The 18977-nt window shown below is 60.2% G+C and carries 18 protein-coding genes and 1 pseudogene; 6 read left to right on the forward strand and 13 right to left on the reverse strand.

The annotated features are described in order from the left end of the window. Positions 1–25: 25 nt before the first annotated feature. Positions 26–1303 (forward strand): acetyl-CoA C-acetyltransferase, encoded by a 1278-nt coding sequence (locus AB7M23_RS09195; protein ID WP_102053409.1) that lies wholly within the window; start codon positions 26–28, stop codon positions 1301–1303. Here the strand turns inward: AB7M23_RS09195 and AB7M23_RS09200 are convergent. After that, a complete protein-coding gene (locus AB7M23_RS09200; protein WP_454240661.1) occupies positions 1290–2309 on the reverse strand; it encodes a bile acid:sodium symporter family protein in 1020 nt (339 codons plus the stop codon). The two genes, AB7M23_RS09195 and AB7M23_RS09200, sit on opposite strands and share 14 nt — an antisense overlap. An 85-nt stretch (positions 2310–2394) precedes the next feature. Between AB7M23_RS09200 and AB7M23_RS09205 the strand changes: the two genes are divergently transcribed. Then, a complete protein-coding gene (locus tag AB7M23_RS09205; protein ID WP_065761618.1) occupies positions 2395–3183 on the forward strand; it encodes an AraC family transcriptional regulator in 789 nt (262 codons plus the stop codon). A 21-nt stretch (positions 3184–3204) separates the two neighbouring features. Here the strand turns inward: AB7M23_RS09205 and AB7M23_RS09210 are convergent, their stop codons facing one another. Further along, positions 3205–3972 carry a methyl-accepting chemotaxis protein gene (locus AB7M23_RS09210; protein ID WP_371918254.1) on the reverse strand — a complete coding sequence of 256 codons (768 nt, stop codon included), beginning with the start codon at positions 3970–3972 and terminating at the stop codon, positions 3205–3207. A gap of 90 nt (positions 3973–4062) precedes the next feature. Then, positions 4063–5151 (reverse strand): annotated as a pseudogene (locus AB7M23_RS09215) (cache domain-containing protein); the annotation flags it as partial. Positions 5152–5372: 221 nt separating this feature from the next. On the opposite strand from AB7M23_RS09215, the gene AB7M23_RS09220 reads away from it, so the two are divergent. Next, on the forward strand, positions 5373–6254 hold the full coding sequence (locus AB7M23_RS09220; RefSeq protein WP_099773457.1) for a PA4780 family RIO1-like protein kinase: 882 nt from the start codon (positions 5373–5375) through the stop codon (positions 6252–6254). A gap of 7 nt (positions 6255–6261) precedes the next feature. Here AB7M23_RS09220 and cueR read toward each other — a convergent pair whose 3' ends face one another. The 3 genes from cueR to AB7M23_RS09235 are packed head-to-tail and all read right to left on the reverse strand — an operon-like array spanning position 6262 to position 9504. Further along, positions 6262–6663 (reverse strand): Cu(I)-responsive transcriptional regulator, encoded by a 402-nt coding sequence (cueR, locus tag AB7M23_RS09225; protein WP_065761621.1) that lies wholly within the window; start codon positions 6661–6663, stop codon positions 6262–6264. Further along, complete coding sequence (locus AB7M23_RS09230) at positions 6660–9062, reverse strand: heavy metal translocating P-type ATPase (protein ID WP_454240662.1); 2403 nt, start codon at positions 9060–9062, stop codon at positions 6660–6662. The genes cueR and AB7M23_RS09230 overlap by 4 nt, the downstream gene beginning before the upstream one ends. A gap of 55 nt (positions 9063–9117) precedes the next feature. Beyond that, entirely contained in the window at positions 9118–9504 is a 387-nt protein-coding gene (locus tag AB7M23_RS09235) for a hypothetical protein (protein ID WP_099773459.1), read from the reverse strand. Between the two features lie 148 nt (positions 9505–9652). Between AB7M23_RS09235 and AB7M23_RS09240 the strand changes: the two genes are divergently transcribed. Next, positions 9653–9850 carry a heavy-metal-associated domain-containing protein gene (locus tag AB7M23_RS09240; protein ID WP_065761624.1) on the forward strand — a complete coding sequence of 66 codons (198 nt, stop codon included), beginning with the start codon at positions 9653–9655 and terminating at the stop codon, positions 9848–9850. A 119-nt stretch (positions 9851–9969) separates the two neighbouring features. After that, entirely contained in the window at positions 9970–11151 is a 1182-nt protein-coding gene (locus AB7M23_RS09245) for a multidrug effflux MFS transporter (protein WP_454240663.1), read from the forward strand. On the opposite strand, the gene AB7M23_RS09250 is transcribed toward AB7M23_RS09245, so the two are convergent. Continuing rightward, a complete protein-coding gene (locus AB7M23_RS09250) occupies positions 11135–11299 on the reverse strand; it encodes a hypothetical protein (RefSeq protein WP_176717476.1) in 165 nt (54 codons plus the stop codon). The two genes, AB7M23_RS09245 and AB7M23_RS09250, sit on opposite strands and share 17 nt — an antisense overlap. A 723-nt stretch (positions 11300–12022) precedes the next feature. On the opposite strand from AB7M23_RS09250, the gene AB7M23_RS09255 reads away from it, so the two are divergent. After that, entirely contained in the window at positions 12023–12748 is a 726-nt protein-coding gene (locus AB7M23_RS09255) for an ArsR/SmtB family transcription factor (RefSeq protein ID WP_099773461.1), read from the forward strand. A gap of 69 nt (positions 12749–12817) precedes the next feature. Here the strand turns inward: AB7M23_RS09255 and AB7M23_RS09260 are convergent, their stop codons facing one another. The 6 genes from AB7M23_RS09260 to AB7M23_RS09285 all read right to left on the reverse strand — a co-directional run bounded on the left by AB7M23_RS09260 (position 12818) and on the right by AB7M23_RS09285 (position 18875). After that, entirely contained in the window at positions 12818–13771 is a 954-nt protein-coding gene (locus tag AB7M23_RS09260; protein WP_099773462.1) for an adenosine deaminase, read from the reverse strand. 133 nt (positions 13772–13904) lie between these two features. Continuing rightward, positions 13905–15260 (reverse strand): 8-oxoguanine deaminase, encoded by a 1356-nt coding sequence (locus AB7M23_RS09265; protein WP_454240664.1) that lies wholly within the window; start codon positions 15258–15260, stop codon positions 13905–13907. Between the two features lie 120 nt (positions 15261–15380). Next, positions 15381–16067: an SDR family oxidoreductase gene (locus AB7M23_RS09270; RefSeq protein ID WP_102053401.1), complete on the reverse strand. Its 687-nt coding sequence runs from the start codon at positions 16065–16067 to the stop codon at positions 15381–15383. A gap of 499 nt (positions 16068–16566) precedes the next feature. Continuing rightward, positions 16567–17151: an IMPACT family protein gene (locus tag AB7M23_RS09275; protein WP_065761675.1), complete on the reverse strand. Its 585-nt coding sequence runs from the start codon at positions 17149–17151 to the stop codon at positions 16567–16569. A gap of 9 nt (positions 17152–17160) precedes the next feature. Then, positions 17161–17823, reverse strand: coding sequence for a TetR/AcrR family transcriptional regulator (locus AB7M23_RS09280; protein WP_099773466.1), 663 nt, complete (start codon positions 17821–17823; stop codon positions 17161–17163). 134 nt (positions 17824–17957) lie between these two features. After that, complete coding sequence (locus tag AB7M23_RS09285; RefSeq protein ID WP_065761677.1) at positions 17958–18875, reverse strand: LysR family transcriptional regulator; 918 nt, start codon at positions 18873–18875, stop codon at positions 17958–17960. Positions 18876–18977 lie beyond the last annotated feature (102 nt).

Consider the following 18977-nt stretch of genomic DNA (forward strand, 5'->3'; position numbering starts at 1 on the left):
TGCCCTCAACACAAGGAGGTTGTGCATGCGTTCTTTGCGCCGGGTCGCAATCATCGGTGGTAACCGAATCCCCTTTGCTCGCGCGAATGGCCCTTATGCCAAGGCCAGCAACCAGGACATGCTCACTGCGGCCCTGGAGGGGCTGATCGAGCGCTTCAGCCTGCACGGCGTGCGCCTGGGCGAGGTGGCCGCTGGCGCGGTGCTCAAGCATTCACGGGATTTCAACCTGGCCCGCGAATGTGTCCTCGGCTCGCGGTTGTCAGCGCAAACGCCGGCCTATGATGTGCAGCAAGCGTGTGGCACTGGGCTGGAAGCGGCGTTGCTGGTCGCCAACAAGATCGCTCTGGGGCAGATCGAATGCGGGGTTGCCGGGGGTGTTGATACCACTTCGGATGCGCCGATTGCGGTGAGCGAAGGCTTGCGTCGGATCCTCTTGCAGGCCAATCGGGCGAAAGGTACGGGTGAAAAGCTCAAGGCACTGTTGCAACTGCGCTTTCGGCACCTGAAGCCCGAATTGCCGCGTAATGGCGAGCCTCGCACAGGCCTGTCGATGGGCCAGCACTGCGAGTTGATGGCGCGTACCTGGCAGATTGAGCGTCTGGCTCAGGATGAACTGGCCTTGCGCAGCCATCAGAACCTGGCGGCGTCTTTTGCCGAGGGCTGGCACGATGACCTGCTGACACCTTTCCTTGGTTTGAACCGCGACCAGAACCTGCGCCCCGACCTTACCCTGGACACGCTCGCTGCACTCAAACCGGTGTTCGATCGAAGCAGCCAAGGCAGCCTCACGGCAGGTAACTCGACGCCGTTGACCGATGGTGCCTCGGTGGTCTTGCTGGGGAGTGAAGCCTGGGCGCAGGAGCGTGGTTTGCCGGTGATGGCCTGGCTGGTCGACGGCGAGAGCGCGGCGGTGGATTTTGTCCGGGGCCAGGAGGGGCTGTTGATGGCCCCGGCCTATGCGGTGCCACGGCTGCTGGCGCGCAATGGCTTGAGCCTGCAGGACTTCGACTACTACGAAATCCATGAGGCGTTTGCCGCGCAGGTGTTATGCACGCTCAAGGCTTGGGAAGACCCTGTTTACTGCCGCGACCGTCTTGGCCTTGAGGCGCCGCTGGGCCGCATCGACCGCAGCAAGCTCAACGTCAAGGGCAGTTCGTTGGCGGCCGGGCATCCGTTTGCCGCGACCGGCGGGCGCATCCTGGCCAATATGGCCAAGCTGTTGGCACATGCCGGCAAAGGCCGCGGGCTGATTTCTATCTGTGCCGCCGGCGGCCAGGGCGTGACGGCGATTATTGAGCGCTGAGGGCGGCGCTGCTGTCGACGCGAGTTGTACGGTTGGCGTACTGCTCGGCCATGACTGAGCAGACGATCAATTGCAGCGGGTGGTAGATCATGATCGGCAGCAGGATCAGCCCAAGCCCGGGGTGAGCGCCGAAGATCAGTGCAGCCATGGGTGCGCCGGCGGCCAGGGACTTCTTGCTGGCGCAGAACACTGCGGCGATTTCGTCTGCCGGGCTGAAGTTCAAGGCGCGTGCACTTCGAGTGGTCAGCCATAGCACCAGCGCCAGCAACAATGCACTGCCGAGCAGGGCCATAGCGATCACTGCGGTGCCCTGTTGTTGCCACATTCCCGAGACCATCGAGTTGCAGAACGCGGCATAGACCAGCAGCAGGATCACCAGTTTGTCCAACACGGCGGTGTAGCGCTTGTAACGGGCGAAGAGGTGTCCGAGCCAGGGCCGCAGCAGTTGCCCAAGCAGCAGCGGCAGCAGGAGCATGGCGCACAGGTCGAGCAAGGTTGAGCCAAGATCGATGCCGTCACTGCCGCTGCCAACCACCAGGCTGACCAACCAAGGGGTGATGAAGATACCCAGCACGCTGGACAGGCTGGCGTTGAGAATCGCAGCGGGTACGTTGCCCTTGGCGCTACCGGTAAGCGCCACCGAGGACGAGATGGTTGAGGGCAGGGCGCACAGGTAGAGGAAGCCCAGCATCAGCAGGGCCGGTACCTGGGTACCCAGTAATGTCTTGCCGACCAGCCAGAGCAGGGGAAAGGCCACGAAGGTAAAGCCTTGCACCATCAGGTGCAGGCGCCAGTTTTTCAGGCCGTGACGAATCTGTTCGCTGGACAGGTTGACCCCGTGCAGGAAAAACACCAGGAACACGCCGATGTTGGTCACGTACTCGGCATGCAGGGCACCACCGCTGCTTCCAAAGCGAGGGAACAGCCAGGCGAGCAGGGTGGCGATGAACATGCCGCAGAGGAACCAGTCGGTTACCACGCGCTTGAGGTGTTTGAACGCTTGCATGGGGAGGCCTGTGGATATTTTGTAATTGGCGATGACAGAGGCTAACCTGCGAGGTCTCTACCGTCTTGCGATACCAGGTCAATCGATGCCGCGTAACGGACAACCTTCAGGCCCTCGCCCGATTCCCACGCTGGAGCGCCTGCCCCGGCCGCTGTATGCGCGAGCCGAAAGTCTCAGCGCCGGATCCTGGACCTCGCGCCATCAACATGATTGGGTGCAGTTCTCCTATGCGATCAGCGGTGTGCTTGGGGTCTATACCGCTGAAGGCAGTTACTTTGCACCGCCACAGTGGGGCATCTGGATTCCTGCGGGGGTCGAGCATGAAGTGGTGACGTCGATGCGTGCCGAGATGCGCAGTGTGTATGTGCGACGTGAGGATGCGCAGTGGGCGCCGGACGGCTGTCGGGTGCTGGCCGTCACGCCGCTGGCCCGTGAGTTGATCAAGCAGTTTTGCCAGTTGCCGGTGGAGTACCCCGAAGGCAACAGCCCCGAGGCGCGCCTGGTGCAGGTATTGCTTGACCAGTTGCAGGGCCTGGCAGAGGTGGGCTTTTCCTTGCCGTTGCCACAGCATCCGCGCTTACGTGAACTATGCGACAGCCTGCTTGAGCAGCCAACACAGTCGGACAGTCTTGGCCAGTGGGCGGAGCAGTTGAACATGTCGGAGAAAACCCTGACTCGCCTGTTCCAGCGCGAGACCGGTTTGAGCTTTCGAGGCTGGCGCCAGCGGATGCGCCTACTGTCCTCGCTCAGCGTGCTTGAACAGGGCGCAGGGGTAACGGAGGCTGCGCTGGGGTGTGGTTATGACTCAACCTCTGCCTATATCGCAGCGTTCAAGCGCTTGTTTGGTTTTACCCCGGGGAGCCTGGGCCTGTAGCCGACCCCCCAAGGCAAGGCATCAGGTACGGAAGCGGCGCACCAGCGAATCCAGTTCGTTGGACAACCCGGCCAGGCTTTCGGAGTCATGCCGCGCTGCGCTAGCCAGTTCGGCCACCAGTTGCGCGTCACCATGGATCTGGCTGATGTGCCGGTTGATGTCCTCGGCGACCTGGTGCTGCTCTTCGGCTGCAGTGGCGATCTGGGTGTTCATGTCACGAATGACGTCCACCGACTCGCGGATCTGCCCGAAGCTGGTGCGTGCCATGCCAATACGGCTGACCGATTGTTGCGACACTTCCAGGCTGGCGTGCATTTGTTGCGCAACCTGGCTGGTGCGTTGCGCCAGATTCCCCAGCAAGCCATCGATTTCGGCCGTGGAGTCGGCCGTGCGTTTGGCCAGGGCACGGACTTCGTCGGCCACCACGGCGAACCCTCGACCCTGCTCACCGGCGCGTGCGGCCTCAATGGCGGCGTTGAGCGCCAGCAGGTTGGTCTGTTCGGCGATGGAGCGGATGGTGCCGAGAATCGACTGGATGTCGTTGCTGTCGCGCTCCAGTTGTTGCATCGATTGCGCGGACTGCTCGATTTCCTGGCTCAGGCGATCAACGCTCTGAACGGCTGCGTCGATCTGCTGCTGGCCTTCCCGGGCCTGCTGTTGGCCGCTGTCGGCCGATTCGGCGGCCTGGCTGCAGGAGCGCGCGACTTCGTTGGCGGTGGCAACCATTTCATGGAACGCCGTGGACACCATATCCACCGCTTCACGCTGGCGCCCGGCGGCTTCGACCATGTCGCCGGAGACGCGGGTCGAGTTGCTGGAGGTGGCGAGGATCTTTCCGGCAGCCTGGCCGATATGCTGGATGAGGCTGCGGATGGCCGCGAGGAACTGGTTGAACCAGTTGGCCAGTTGAGCGGTTTCGTCACGACCCCGGACTTCGAGGTTGCGGGTCAGGTCACCTTCGCCCTGGGCAATGCCTTCCAGGCCCAGGCTGACGCTGTTGATCGGGCGTACGATCAAGCGCGCGAAGGTCGCCCCGACTACGGCGAAGACGGCGGCCAGCACCAAGGCAATGGCCGCGATCAACCAGGTCAGTTGCGTGGCCGCGCCCATGACTTCGTCCTGACGGACCAGGCCGATAAAGCTCCAGCCCAGTTGTTCGGACGGCCAGACGTTGGCCATGTAGCGCACGCCATCAAGCTCGACTTCTACCAGCCCTTTCTCGACCTTGGCCAGTTGCGCATAGCCCTCGCCCAGAGAGCCCAGTGTCTTGAAGTTGTGCTCGGGTTGATGTGGGTCGACCAGTACGTTGCCGTTGCGTTCAAGCAGCATCAGGTAGCCGCTTTCACCCAGCTTGATCTGCTTGACCAACTCGGTCAGCTGTTTGATCGAAACATCGACGCTGACCACTCCACCGGGCGAACCCAATGAGTTCGACACGGTGCGTACGGTGCTGAGCAGTACCGCGTCATCAGGTGCCCAGTAGTAAGCAGCAGTGCGCAGTGTTTTGCCTGGGTTGGCCATCGCGGTCTGGTACCAGGGGCGTTGGCGCGGATCATAGTTGGCCAGTTTCGGATCATCTGGCCAGGAGGCGTAACCGCCGTCTTTGACGCCGTAGGAAACATAGGCGTAAGCGGGATGACTGGCGGCCATGCGAGTGAAGAAGTCGACCAGGCGCTTGTCCTGTTCGCCTTGGGCGATACTGGCTGCATCGGCACTGATGTACTGTTTCAATCCCGCGCCGGTGTCAGTGAACAGAGGCTGTGCGGCCATGTAGTCGATGTTCTGGCTGATGCCTTCAAAAAACAGCTGCATGGCATTGGCGACTTGGCGAATCTCGCGGTTGCTGCCGTCGATGAAGGATTCACGAGCGTCCGTGCGCAGGTTCAACACCACCAGCGTGGCGACCACCAGAATGGGCAGGCTGGCAATGACGGCAAAGGCCCAGGTCAATTTCTGTTTGATGTTCATCCGCGCTCCGAATCATTCTTATTAAACACATGAACCCTCTAAAGAGTGGATCGGCAGGGTGCAGAGGAAATAAAGTGTCGTAGAAGAAAACCCCCGTGTTTATTGGCAAAACAGCCGAATCTGACTTTTTGCCGGCGTTTTACTCATAAAAAGAATGGCGGGTCGCGCGGTTTGCCGTTACAAACCCCTATACGCCTCACAAGGAGCCAGAATCAAAGCTGATGAAGACGCCAAAACGGATTGAACCGCTCGTGGAAGACGGGTTGGTCGACGAAGTGTTGCGCCCCCTGATGAGTGGCAAGGAGGCAGCGGTCTACGTGGTACGCTGCGGTCAGCACCTGCGCTGCGCCAAGGTCTACAAAGAGGCTAACAAGCGCAGTTTCCGTCAGGCCGCCGAGTACCAGGAAGGTCGTAAAGTACGCAACAGCCGCCAGGCACGTGCCATGGCCAAGGGCTCGAAGTATGGACGCAAGGAGGCTGAAGAGGCCTGGCAGAACGCCGAAGTAGCCGCGCTGTTCCGCTTGGCGAACGCAGGTGTTCGGGTTCCCAAGCCCTATGACTTTCTCGACGGTGTACTGCTGATGGAGCTGGTCGTCGACGAACATGGCGACGCTGCGCCGCGCCTCAATGATGTGGAGCTTGAGCCCGAGCAGGCCTTGGAGTACCACGCATTTGTCATTCGCCAGATCGTGTTGATGCTCTGCGCCGGGTTGGTGCATGGCGACCTGTCGGAGTTCAACGTGCTGCTGGGGCCAGAGGGGCCGGTGATTATCGACCTGCCGCAGGCGGTGGATGCCGCGGGCAACAACCATGCGTTCAGCATGCTTGAGCGCGATGTTGGCAACATGGCCAGCTACTTTGGGCGCTTTGCGCCCGAGCTCAAGGCAACCCGATACGCCAAGGAAATGTGGGCGCTGTATCAGGCGGGTGAACTGCTGCCGGACACCGAGTTGAGCGGGCAGTTTGCTGAAACCGAGCACAGTGCCAATGTGGCCGATGTGATGCGTGAAATCGATGCCGCGCGCGCCGACGAAGCCCGTCGTCGCGCAGCCCTTGCACAGGAGGGCGTGGAGGCCGAGCCTACCCCGCCCTGGATGCAGTAAGCCAGGGTTAGTGGCAGCAACCGCCGGCAGCCAGGTCCTTGAGGATCGGGCAGTCCGGCCGGTCGTCGCCCTGGCAGTGGGCGACCAGTTCACTCAGGGTGTCACGCAGGCTGACCAGTTCGTCAATACGGCGATTGAGGTCGGCAATGTGTTCATTGGCCAGTGCCTTCACATCGGCACTGGCGCGCTGGCGGTCTTGCCAGAGTGTGAGCAGCCGAGCGACTTCCTCAAGCGAGAAACCCAGGTCGCGTGAGCGCTTGATGAAGGCCAGGCTGTGCAGGTCTTCCGGTTGGTAGAGGCGATAGCCGCTGTCGCTGCGCAGGGCTGGCTTGAGCAGGCCAATCGACTCGTAGTAACGGATCATCTTGGCGCTGAGGCCCGTGTGGCGGGCGGCTTGACCAATGTTCATGAGGCGTCGTCCTGTTGTCGGATCTCGGGTTTCCAGGTTTTAAGCCACAGTGCGTTGCTGACCACACTGACACTGGACAGGGCCATGGCAGCACCCGCCAGCACCGGGTTGAGCAAGCCGAAAGCGGCCAACGGAATCCCGATCATGTTGTAGATAAAGGCCCAGAACAGGTTCTGGCGGATCTTGGCGTAGGTCTTGCGGCTGATCTCCAGGGCCGCTGGCACCAGGCGCGGATCACCGCGCATCAGGGTAATACCGGCGGCCTGCATGGCAACGTCAGTACCTCCGCCCATGGCAATGCCGATGTCCGCCGCCGCCAAGGCAGGAGCGTCGTTGATGCCGTCGCCGACCATGGCCACGGTGCCTGAGCGTTTGAGTGCCAGAACGGTGGCGGCTTTGTCTGCCGGCAACACTTCGGCATGCACGTCTTCGATACCCAGTGCCAGGGCCACCACGCGCGCGCTGCCACGGTTGTCGCCGGTTAGCAGGTGGCTGCTGATGCCTTGCTCACTGAGCTGTTGAACCGCTTGCAGGGCGCCAGGCTTGAGGCTGTCACCAAAGGCCAGCAAGCCCAGCACGCGAGCCTGCGGGGCGCGCTCGATCAGCCAGGAAAGGGTACGACCTTCTGCTTCCCATTCCTGTGCAGCCTTGGCCAGATCGCCCGGTTGCAAGCCACTTTCATCAAGCAGCCGGCGGTTACCCAGCGCCAGTTCGCGTCCATCCAGGCTACCGGCGATGCCGCGTCCGGTGAGGGATTGGCTGGCGCTGATGGGCGGCACTTCCAGGTGCTGTTCATCACAGGCGTCGAGAACAGCCTTGGCCAATGGGTGTTCACTGCCACGCTGCAGCGCACCGGCCAGTTGCAACAACTGCGCCTGATCGCCGACCACCGCTTGGCTGTGGACAATGCGCGGGCTACCGGAGGTCAAGGTACCGGTCTTGTCGAAGACCACGCGATTGACCGCATGGGCGCGCTCCAGCGCTTCTGCGTCCTTGATCAGGATACCGTGGCGAGCCGCCACGCCGGTACCGGCCATGATGGCTGTCGGTGTCGCCAGGCCCAGTGCACAGGGGCAGGCGATGACCAGAACCGCGACGGCGTTGAGCAGTGCAGTTTCCATGGGGGCGCCGACCAGCCACCAACCCGCGAGTGTCGCCAGGGCCAGCAGGAGCACCACGGGCACGAATACCTGGCTGACGCGGTCGACCAGTTTCTGGATCGGCGCCTTGGCCGCCTGAGCGTCTTCGACCAAGCGGATGATGCGGGCCAACACGGTTTCGGTGCCCAGCGCCAGGGTACGCACCAGCAAGCGGCCTTCCCCGTTGATCGCGCCGCCGGTTACACGGTCGCCGGGTTGCTTGGGCACGGGCAGGCTCTCGCCACTGATCAAGGCTTCATCGGCATGACTTTGCCCTTCGATCACCTCGCCATCCACCGGGAAGCGTTCGCCCGGCTTGACCATTACCAGGTCATTCAAGCGCAAGGCGCTGATCGGCACATCCCGCTCCTGGCCATCGATCACCTGCAACGCACGTTCAGGGCGCAGTGCCTCCAGGGCGCGGATGGCACTGGCCGTCTGGCGTTTGGCGCGGCTCTCCAGGTACTTGCCGAGCAGTACCAAAGCGATCACCACCGCTGAGGCTTCAAAGTACAGGTGGGACATGCTGCCGGAGCTGGTGCGCGCCCACTCATAGAGGCTCAGGCCGTAACCGGCGCTGGTACCCAGCGCGACCAGCAGGTCCATATTGCCTGCCCCGGCCCGCACGGCCTTCCAGGCGGCGACATAGAAGCGTGCACCCAGGATGAACTGAACCGGCGTGGCCAGGGCGAACTGCAGCCAGGCCGGCAGCATCCAGTGAATACCGAAGGGCTGCAGCAGCATTGGCAGTACCAGCGGCAGGGCCAAGGCAATCGCCAGGCCCACCGCCCACCGCTCCTTGTGCAAGCGGCGCTCGGCGACGTCCTGATCGGCCTTGCCGGTGAGCGGCAGGCTGGCAGTGTAACCGGCGCGTTCGACTGCGCCAGTCAACAGCGCGGTATCAATCGTGCCGAGAACCTCGACATGGGCGCGCTCGTTGGCCAGGTTGACGCTAACGCGGTGAACCCCGGGCACTTTGGCCAGTGCGCGTTCGACCCGACCGACGCAGGACGCGCAGGTCATCCCGCTGATCTGCAGCTCAAGGCTTTGAGTGGGCACGCTGTAGCCGGCATCCGTGACGGCTTCAAGCAATGCCGGCAGGCTCTGCAGCGGTGCGGTGACGCGTGCCTGCTCAGTGGCAAGGTTGACACTGACCTGTTCGGTGCCAGCGACCTTGCGCAATGCTCGCTCGACGCGACCTGCGCAGCTGGCGCAGGTCATGCCGGCGATTGGCAGGTCGAAGGTGGTAGATTCGGGCATGGGGGCGTTCCTCCTTGGGCGTGCCTCCAGCTTCAACCTTCCCACGCGGGGAAGGTCAATAGCCCAGGCTTGCCTTTTTCAGGTAGAGGCCATTTTGATCCACCGCTATTCGGTACTTATTGATCTGCCCGGCCTGCAGGTTCAATTGGGTGCTGCGTTGATTCTCGATACCCGGCAGGCAGCCGGGGGCTTGCCCTGGCAACAAGCGCATGCGCACTGCTACCGGGCCTGCTGGCAGGTTGAACGAAGTCGATTGTTCCTGGAACAGTCGGCCCGCCAGCTGATCATTGAGGTACAGACCTATCTCGCAGGTCGTCGCCACTTCCAGGCGTTCCCGGGAAATGATCAGCACGCTATAGTCCGAGGGGCCTTCGGCACTGGCCTGGGGGGCGAGGCCGAACATACCCAGCAGGCCGAAAAGGCCCAATGCTGCCCTGCGCATGAGTTGAATCTCCTGAATCATGAATCGTCAGGAGCGCAGCTTGGCCGAGGCGGGCGCCGATTTCCAGCCCGGCAGCAGATCGAGGAACTTGACCTTGCCACGGTGGCAAGCTTGAGACTGCATCAAAACCTGAACGGAGGCACTCCCGATGCATGTATTCAATGTCCAAGGCATGACCTGCGGCCACTGCGTCAAAGCGGTTACCCACGCGGTGCAAAACCAGGATCCGACGGCGGTGGTTGAAGTCGATCTGGGTCAGAAACAGGTACGTGTGCAAAGCACCCTGACACCTTCGAAAATTATCGAACTGATCCATGAAGAAGGTTATCAGGCCGAGGTGGCCTGATGACCTGAAAGGGCGGACGCAGGTTCGCTCTTTTTTTTACAGCAATGGCCAACAGCTCATCTGTAATGGATCCCGTACGGTTAGACTAGCGAACTTGCTTAGCCTGCTACGGATTTCCGATGAACCTGCGAACCGTTTTGATTCTTGGTGCCTTGAGTGCCTTCGGCCCCCTGGCAATTGATTTCTATTTGCCGGGCTTTCCGGCCATGGCTCAGGCGTTCGCCACCGATGAGAAGCACATTCAGGCGACGTTGGCCGCCTACTTTCTTGGCCTGTCCCTGGGGCAGTTGGCCTACGGGCCGGTGGCCGATCGTTTCGGGCGTCGTATTCCGCTGTTGATCGGCCTTGTGCTGTTTACCGTTGCCTCGCTGGCCTGTGCGTTCGCACCGACACTGGAGGCGCTGATTGTGGCGCGTTTTGTTCAGGCGTTGGGCGGTTGTGCCGGGATGGTCTTATCGCGAGCGATTGTCAGTGATACGTGCGATGCCGTTGGCTCGGCCAAGGTCTTTTCCCAGTTGATGCTGGTCATGGGCCTTGCGCCGATTCTGGCGCCGATGTTCGGTGGGGTTCTGGTCAGTTTGCACGGCTGGCAGTCGATTTTCCTGGTGCTGACGGTGTTCAGTGCCTTATGCACCTTGGCGGTGTTACTGGGTTTGCCGGAGAGCTTGCCCGCGCATCAGCCGCGTCAGCCCTTGTCTGGTGCGTTGCGCCAGTATGGGCGCTTGCTCAACGACCGTGTCTTTCTTGGGCATGCCCTGACCGGCGGTGTCGCCATCGCGGGTATGTTTGCCTACATCGCAGGTTCACCGTTCGTGTTCATCAAACTGTACGGTGTGCCTGCCGAGCACTACGGCTGGTTGTTCGGCACCAATGCCGCCGGGTTCATCTTGATGGCGCAAGTGAATGCGCGGTTGTTGGCCAAGCGCGGCCCAGCTGCGCTGTTGTCGCGGGCGGTATGGGTATACGTGACGGCCGGGCTGGTTCTACTGGCGCTCAGCGCTCTGCATCCGGCCGCCTTGTGGCCGTTGTTGATACCGTTGTTCATAGGCATTGCCAGCCTGGGCGCGATTGTGCCGAATGCCTCGGCCTGTGCCATGAATGGTCAGGGCGCGCGGGCTGGGAGTGCTTCGGCATTACTGGGGTGCCTGCAGTTCAGTGTGGCAGCAGGTGCTGCGGCGTTGGTCAGCGTACTGGATGATGGCAGCGCCATACCGATGGCACTGGTGATCAGCTTGTGCGGCGTGATGGCCGTTGTGTTCTCTCAGGTCACACGCTGGCTGATGCTCAGCCGACCCGCTTGAGTGGATGCGGTGCCTGTAGGCGGGCTTGCAGCGTGGTGACGAAGGCGCGTGCTTCGGCTTCGCTGCGAAAGCTCACCACGTGCTGGTCGAGTTGCACTTGCCATGGGCTTCCGGGTTTTGTAGCGACTGCTTTGACAACGATGTTCATCGCACCGACTCCACTTGGCAAGTAACAGGTGAAGTCAGTTTAGCGTTGGTGCACAGGGGGCGACATGACCTGGGTCATCAGGCTGACTGGCGGTCATGCCTGTAGCTCGGAAACCGTCCAGCACATGCATGCCTTTGACCTGGCCTCTTTCCCGCAAGGCATGAGCGCAACGCCGCTCGGTATGCCATTGCAGTTGTCACAGGGCTCATGCAATGAGTGTTGCCGGCAATTACCGGAGGCACGAGTGTTAGTTTCGTATAGTACGTCACTCCGCCCATCTTACAATTACAGACTATTTATCTGCGGGTTTAATGTACTTGCTGCGTAGGCTTTGTTACGTCAATGAAAGAACATAATTATTAAATAAAACGCTACGAGACATGGTTTTCGTGGCGTGAAGGTTAGAGGGTTGAAAAGGCCGCTTATATCAACCGGCATTAATTTTGTTCAAGGTTGAGGGAAGCACAGAGTATTGTCGGCGTAGCCTCGGGTTTAAGTGATTTTTGTTTCCATGCGCAGGCTTATACTGGCGTTGTCATCGTTTAACAGCGTGAGATGCTTCCATGGCAGGGAACGAACTGCGGGCCTCCCATCATTTGATTTCATCGATCTAGTAGTTGTCTGCGAAACAGTCGGCTCTCTGCGCTCACGGGAGCGGAGCATCGCTGTTGATAGTGTCCTGATCAATTGGCAAAGAGTGACTTTTTCTCGGGGAGTGAAGAGATGAAATCTGTTTCGAGTATAAGCAAAGTTGCAACCTTGCTGGCTGACCCAAAACGTAGCGCCATGCTCTGGGCGTTGATTGATGGGATGGCTCGGCCTTCGGAGGAACTGGCCGTGATGGCCGGGCTGACGCCCTCCTCGGCGTGCGCGCATTTGGCCAGGTTGTCGGCCAGTGGCCTGTTGAAGCTGGAGGCGCGCGGACGTAAACGTTACTTCAAGCTCGCAACGCCCGAGGTTGGGGCGGCCGTTGAGGCGCTGGCCAGTGTTCAGGTCCTCGGGCTTGAGGTGAAAGGCAGCGCGGCCGAGAAAGGCAACCCCAGCATTCCCTTGTCGATGCGTCGGGCACGTTTGTGTGGCGATCACCTGGGAGGCGAGTTGGCGGCCGACCTCTATCAGCGGTTACTTGACTGCGGTTGGTTGGAGTTGGTCGAGCAGCAGCTTGAAGTGACTCAGGAGGGGCGTGTGGAGTTTGCCCGTCTGGGCATTTACATTGAGGCGTTGGCTCAACGACAGCGCAAGATAGGCGTTCCGTGCAATTGTTGCAGTGAGTGGAGTGAGCGGCGTCCGCATCTGGGCGGGGCGTTGGGAAGCAGCGTATTAAAATTGTTTATCCAGTCTGGTTGGGTTCGCGTGAACGATGATTCACGCGCCTTGCATATCACCTCAGCCGGTATGCACAAGATTCGTCAGATGGCTCAACCCGTCGTGGCCAAGGTGGCTGGCTGAAGGCCGTTATCTGTTAGTGTCGCGCGCTAGTTTGGGGTAGTGGCTGGACAGCCACTACCCCATCTGGGCTCAGGCCTTGATCAGACGTGCATCCAGGCTGTTCTGCGCCAGGCGACGGGCCTGGTCTTGGGTCATGCCCAGGTGGGTGTACAGGGCATGGAAGTTTTCCGTGACGTAGCCACCGAAGTAGGCCGGGTCGTCGGAGTTGACCGTGACCTTCACACCGCGCTCGAGCATGTCGAGAATGTTGTGATGGCTCATATGGTCGAACACGCAGAGTTTGGTGTTGGACAGTGGGCAGACGGTCAGTGGAATTTGCTCATCGATGATGCGTTGCATCAATCGCTCGTCCTCGATGGCCCGAACCCCGTGGTCGATACGCTGGATTTTCAGCAGGTCCAGTGCCTCCCAAATGTATTCCGGTGGGCCTTCTTCGCCCGCGTGGGCAACGGTCAGGAAACCCTCGCTGCGGGCGCGGTCGAATACCCGCTGGAACTTGCTGGGTGGGTGGCCGAGCTCCGAGCTGTCCAGGCCAACGGCAATGAATGCATCGCGAAAGGGCAGCGCCTGATCCAGCGTTTTCTGGGCTTCTTCCTCGCTCAGGTGACGCAGGAAACTGAGGATCAGGCCGCTGCTGATACCCAATTGCTTGCGGCCATCTTCCAGTGCGCGGCCAATGCCTCTGAGCACCACTTCAAAAGGAATGCCGCGGTCGGTGTGGGTCTGAGGGTCGAAGAACGGCTCGGTGTGAATCACGTTCTGCGCCTTGCAGCGTTGCAGGTAGGCCCAGGTCAGGTCGTAGAAGTCCTGCTCGGTGCGCAGTACATCGGCGCCTTGGTAATAGAGGTCGAGAAACTCCTGCAGGTTGTTGAACGCGTAGGCCGCGCGCAGGGCTTCGACATCGTTCCAGGGCAGGGCAATCTTGTTGCGTTCGGCCAGGGCGAACAGCAACTCGGGCTCCAGCGATCCCTCCAGGTGCAGGTGCAATTCTGCTTTGGGCAGCGCGTTAAGCCAGTCGTACATAATCGTTTCTCTTCAGGTACAGATGCCGTCATTCTAGCGTGCCTGCACACTGCTAGGATGAGTGATCACGACAGTAATCCCATCGATGGCGCTGTATATGCCATCGATGAGAGCGTGCATTGGCTTCAGTTGCTTAGCCTGCCATCAACGCCGCTGCAGCCTGGCGATGGTTGGCGATGAGTGCTTTGAGGTCCAGGCCGTCGATGTGCCCATCGATGACACGCCAGCGGCCACCGACCATCACTCGATCAGCGCGGTCTGCGCCGCACAGCAGCAGGGCTGAGAGCGGATCGTGGCTGCCGGAGAAGCGCAGTTCGTCGAGTTTGAACAGGGCCAGGTCGGCCTGTTTACCCGGCGCCAGTTCGCCGATGTCGTTGCGCCCGAGCAATTGTGCAGAGCCTTGGGTTGCCCAGCCCAGTACCCGTTCCGGCGTAATGGCTTGCGCACCATAGCGCAGGCGTTGCAGGTACAGGGCCTGGCGAGTTTCCAGCATCATGTTGGAGGCATCGTTGGACGCAGAGCCATCCACACCCAGCCCGACCGGCGCACCGGCATTGCTAAGGTCCATGGTCGGGCAGATACCCGATGCCAGGCGCATGTTGGAACTCGGGCAATGGCAGATGCCCGTGCCGGCTTTGCCGAGGCGGGCGATTTCATCGGGGTTGAAATGAATGCCGTGGGCCAGCCAGGTGCGTGGCCCAAGCCAGCCGACACTGTCCAGGTAGTCAACGGTGCGCAGGCCGAAGCGTTGCAGGCAGAAGTCTTCTTCGTCCAGGGTTTCTGCCAGGTGTGTATGCAGGCGTACATCCATTTCTTCCGCCAGGCTGGCGCTGGCCTGCATGATTTCGCGGGTGACCGAGAAGGGCGAGCAAGGGGCCAGGGCAATCTGGATCTGCGCGCCGTCGCCGCGCTCATGGTAGTTGTGGATAAGCCGCTGGCTGTCCGCCAGGATCACTTCGCCCTGTTGCACAGTTTGCTGCGGCGGCAGCCCCCCATCGGCTTCGCCCAGGCTCATCGAGCCGCGTGTGAGCATGGCACGCATACCCAGTTCCCGCACACTTTCGACTTGCACATCGATGGCCTCTTCCAGGCCTTCGGGAAACAGGTAGTGGTGATCGGCTGCCGTTGTGCAGCCCGACAATAACAGTTCAGCCAGTGCAACCTGGGTGGCCACTTTAAGCCGTTCGGGGGTCAGACGAGCCCAGACCGGGTAGAGCGTTTTGAGCCAGGGGAACAGTGGCTGGTTGACCACCGGCGCCCATGCGCGGGTGAGGGTCTGGTAGAAGTGATGATGGGTGTTGATCAGCCCGGGCAGCAGCACGTGCTCGCGGGCATCGAAGATCTGATCGCAGGGGGCGGCGGGAGATTGTCCCAAGCCAAGAACTTCGTGGATACGGCCATTTTCGATCACCAGGCCGCCGCTGGCGTCAAGGGTGTTGGCGGTGAAAATGGCGAGGGGGTTTTTCAACCAGATGCGGGTCGCAGGCATGGTGCCGGCTCCTCTGAAAGTGGGTTCAGGTTAGCCAGCTCAGTGTTGCCCTGTCTGCTGATCCAGGTCCGCCATGGAGGCGAGACCTGGAGTCTACTGTTTCAGCGGTGGTGATTCAATTCACCAGATCAGGGGCTCGCCTTTGTAGTTGATGAAATACAGGCCACCCCGGCCGCTGTTTGCCTTGACCTGTTCAACCATGCCTCGGGTGCTGGTGGCGACATCAATTTCGGCACCTTCACCGCCCATGTCGGTCTTCACCCAACCCGGGTGCATGGCCAATACGGTCAGGCCGGGGATTTCCAGGGGGCCGTAGAAACTGTTGATCATTGAGTTCAGCGCGGCCTTGCTGGCTTTGTACAAGGCCAGTTCTGGCGCATCGGGAATGCTGATACTGCCTAGGATTGAGCTCATGAAGGCGATCACGCCCCCGTCTGTCTTTACCTGATGGGCAAAGCGCTGGGCGACACGAATGGGCGCTACAGCGTTTGTCATGAACAGTTGACCGACCTCATCGAGGTTCGCGTGCTCAGCGTTCTGGTTGTCCGGGCCCTTGACGCCGGCATTGATGAACAACAGGTCGAAGGTCTGCCCCTTCAGGCGCTGTTGAAGCGCGTCAAGTTGGGCGCTGCTGTTCATCTCCAGTGTCTCGACCTGAACATTCGACACTGCGTTCAGCGCAGCGGCTTTTTGCGGGTCGCGGACGGTGGCTACGACGTTCCAGCCTTCTTCGTTCAGACGCTGCACCAGGCCAAGGCCCAGGCCGCGTGACGCGCCAATGATCAATGCGTTTTTCTGGGTGCTCATGCGTAGGGTTCCTTTCAAGGAGGCGCACGGCATTGCCGCTCACACTGCAGGGTTGAGGGCATTTACCAATGCATGTGCCGAGGCTCATTTGGGAGTGACCTTGAAGCATACTCCAGCCTTCAGCCAAGGTGCAGTTCGGTCGCGATGACGCGGCGGGGCGCCTTCGTCATGACGTTGCACTGAGTGTCAGGATTGTTCAAAAAACAACCAGCTTGCCACAGGCGTGACCGTTCAAGCGCTTGGCTAAGGCGTACACGGTTTATCCACAGGTTGCTCCACAGTATCTGTGTGCAAGGCGAAAACAGAGGTATAAGCGTCAGTGGGCAGTCTTCGATTGGCTATAAATCAACCTAAGCGTCTGATTTTCGGGCAATTGAAGCGCTGTCATCAAATATTGATCAAAATATGATCGTTTGCTTGCAGGCCACGTTTTAAAAGGGCTGTAGAGGAATGCTCAGAGCTTATCCACAGCCAGGCCCACAGTGGATGTGGGCAACTGTCAGGTACGTTCCAACAGGATCCGGCCGCGGCTGAGGTCCGCCAATTGGCGCTGGAGAGGCTCGATGTGCGCTTCGCCAAGGGCAATCTGCACGTCGACGCCATTGGCGGTGAATTGCTCATCCAGCACCAGGCCGTCGACTTCTGCGACGCGTAGTTTGAGCAGTGCCAGTTCGCTGAACGTGCAACTGCAGCGCAGGCCGACTCGGCTGACCAGGCGTCTTTTATCGGCCTGCTGCAGGCACTTGTTGGCGCCACCACCGTAAGCCCGTGCCAAGCCTCCAGTACCTAATTGAATACCGCCGTACCAGCGGATCACCAGCACAACGACCTGGTCGCAGTCCTGGGCTTCAATGGCGGCGAGAATTGGCCGGCCTGCGGTACCACCAGGCTCGCCATCGTCGCTGCTACGGTACTGCTGACCGATTTTCCAGGCCCAGCAGTTATGGGTTGCAGCCAGATCACTGTGTCGCTCAATGAATTGTTGAGCTTCAGTTGGGCTACTGATCGGGCCTGCGAGGGTAATGAAGCGGCTTTTACGGATTTCTTCGCGAAACTCGCAGGTGTCCAACAGAGTTGAAGGCATAAACGATGTTCAATTGGGAGGTGTCAGGCCACAGCCTTTGAGGATGATGTGGATAAGGTTGTTGCTGGCTTCTTCCATGTCCTGCTTGGTCAGGCGGCTACGGCCGGTGACCTGGCAGATCTGGGTCGCGAAGTCTGCGTAGTGCTGGGTACTGCCCCATAACAGGAAGATCAAATGTACTGGATCGACGGGGTCCATCTTGCCAGCGTCGATCCAGCTCTGGAAGACCGCTGCCCGCCCCTGGAACCAGGTGCGATAGTCCTGGTTGAAGTACTCGCTCAGGCACTGGCCGCCACTGATGATCTCCATGGCGAAGATGCGTGAGGCTTGTGGGTTGCGCCGCGAAAACTCGATCTTGGTGCGAATATAGTTGCTCAGCGCAACAGCGGGATCGTCATCGCTGTTCAGGGTGTTGAAGGTGCTGTCCCATAGTTCGAGGATGTTGCTCAGCACCGCAACGTAAAGTCCCAGCTTGTTGGTGAAGTAGTAGTGCAGGTTGGCCTTGGGCAGCCCGGCGTTCTGCGCAATGGTGTTCATGCTGGTGCCTTTGAAGCCATGGCGGGCGAACTCGTCTTCGGCGGCCTTGAGAATAGCTTGCTCGTTCTTTTGGCGTATGCGACCAGCAGGTTTGCCGGAGGCTGTCAGGCGATGCGCAGGGACTTCCAGGGTCATGGGGCGTTTCCGGAAAATACGAAGTAAATGCAGAGCAACAGATAACCCAGTCACGGCTATCAGGCAAGCATCTACCCGCTAAAAAACGCAATCTTCGTGTTTTTTTGGGTGTTTGGTACTGCTGTGCCAGCCTCTTAGCGGGTCGCGGCAAGGCTTTCCAGAAAGCTCTCCAGTACCAGGTGTGGTCGGCGGCCTTTACGGGTTACCCAGGACAACCCCAAATCATAAAAGCGTTCGCTGGCTTTGAGGGCTCGCAAGCGTCCCTGTTGCACCCAGGAACTGGCGTAATGGTCTGGCAGATAACCGATGTAGCGCCCGGTCAGGATCAGAAAGGCCATGCCCTCGCGGTCCGAGGCACTGGCGGTGCAGTTGAGCACTTGATAGTGAGCCTGAATGTCGGCGGGCAAGCGAAACGTCGGAGCAATGGCGTCCTGGGTGTTCAGGCGTTCGTCGTCGAGCTGGCGATCGTCGACGTAGAACAATGGATGCCCCACGGCGCAGTAGAGCAGTGAGCGCTCGCTGTACAGTGGCTCGTACTCCAGCCCGGAGAGCGGGCTGGTTTGTGGTACCACGCCAACATGCAGGCTGCCGTCCAGCACACCTTGCTCGACCTGACTGGGTGCAATCATGCGGATCTGGATACGCACGTCGGGGCCACGATCCTTGAGTTGTGCCAAGGCATGGGTGATCCGCATGTGTGGAAGGGTGACCAGGTTGTCGGTCAGGCCGATGTTCAACTCGCCTCGCAGGTGCTGGTGCAGGCCGTTGACTTCGGTGCGAAAACTTTCAAGTGCGCTGAGCAACTGAAGCGCAGATTGATAGACCTCGCGGCCTTCCTCGGTCAGCGAGAAACCGGCACGGCCCCGTTGGCACAAGCGCAGGCCAAGGCGCTGCTCCAGGTCGCTCATCTGCTGGCTGATTGCTGATCGACCAATGCCCAGTACGTTCTCGGCAGCCGAAAAGCCGCCGCACTCCACCACGCTGCGGTAGATCTTCAGCAAGCGAATATCGAAATCACTGACCTGGGCAAGGGGCTCCGGGCGACGGCTCATAGTTTAGTGCTCGGTTATCTAAAGATTAGAAAAGTAGGCTTTTTCAGACTTTATAGCCGTGACAACTTAGCTGCAACAACACATATCACCCAATCGCCTTGC

This window comes from Pseudomonas sp. HLS-6 TE3448, from assembly GCF_053629555.1.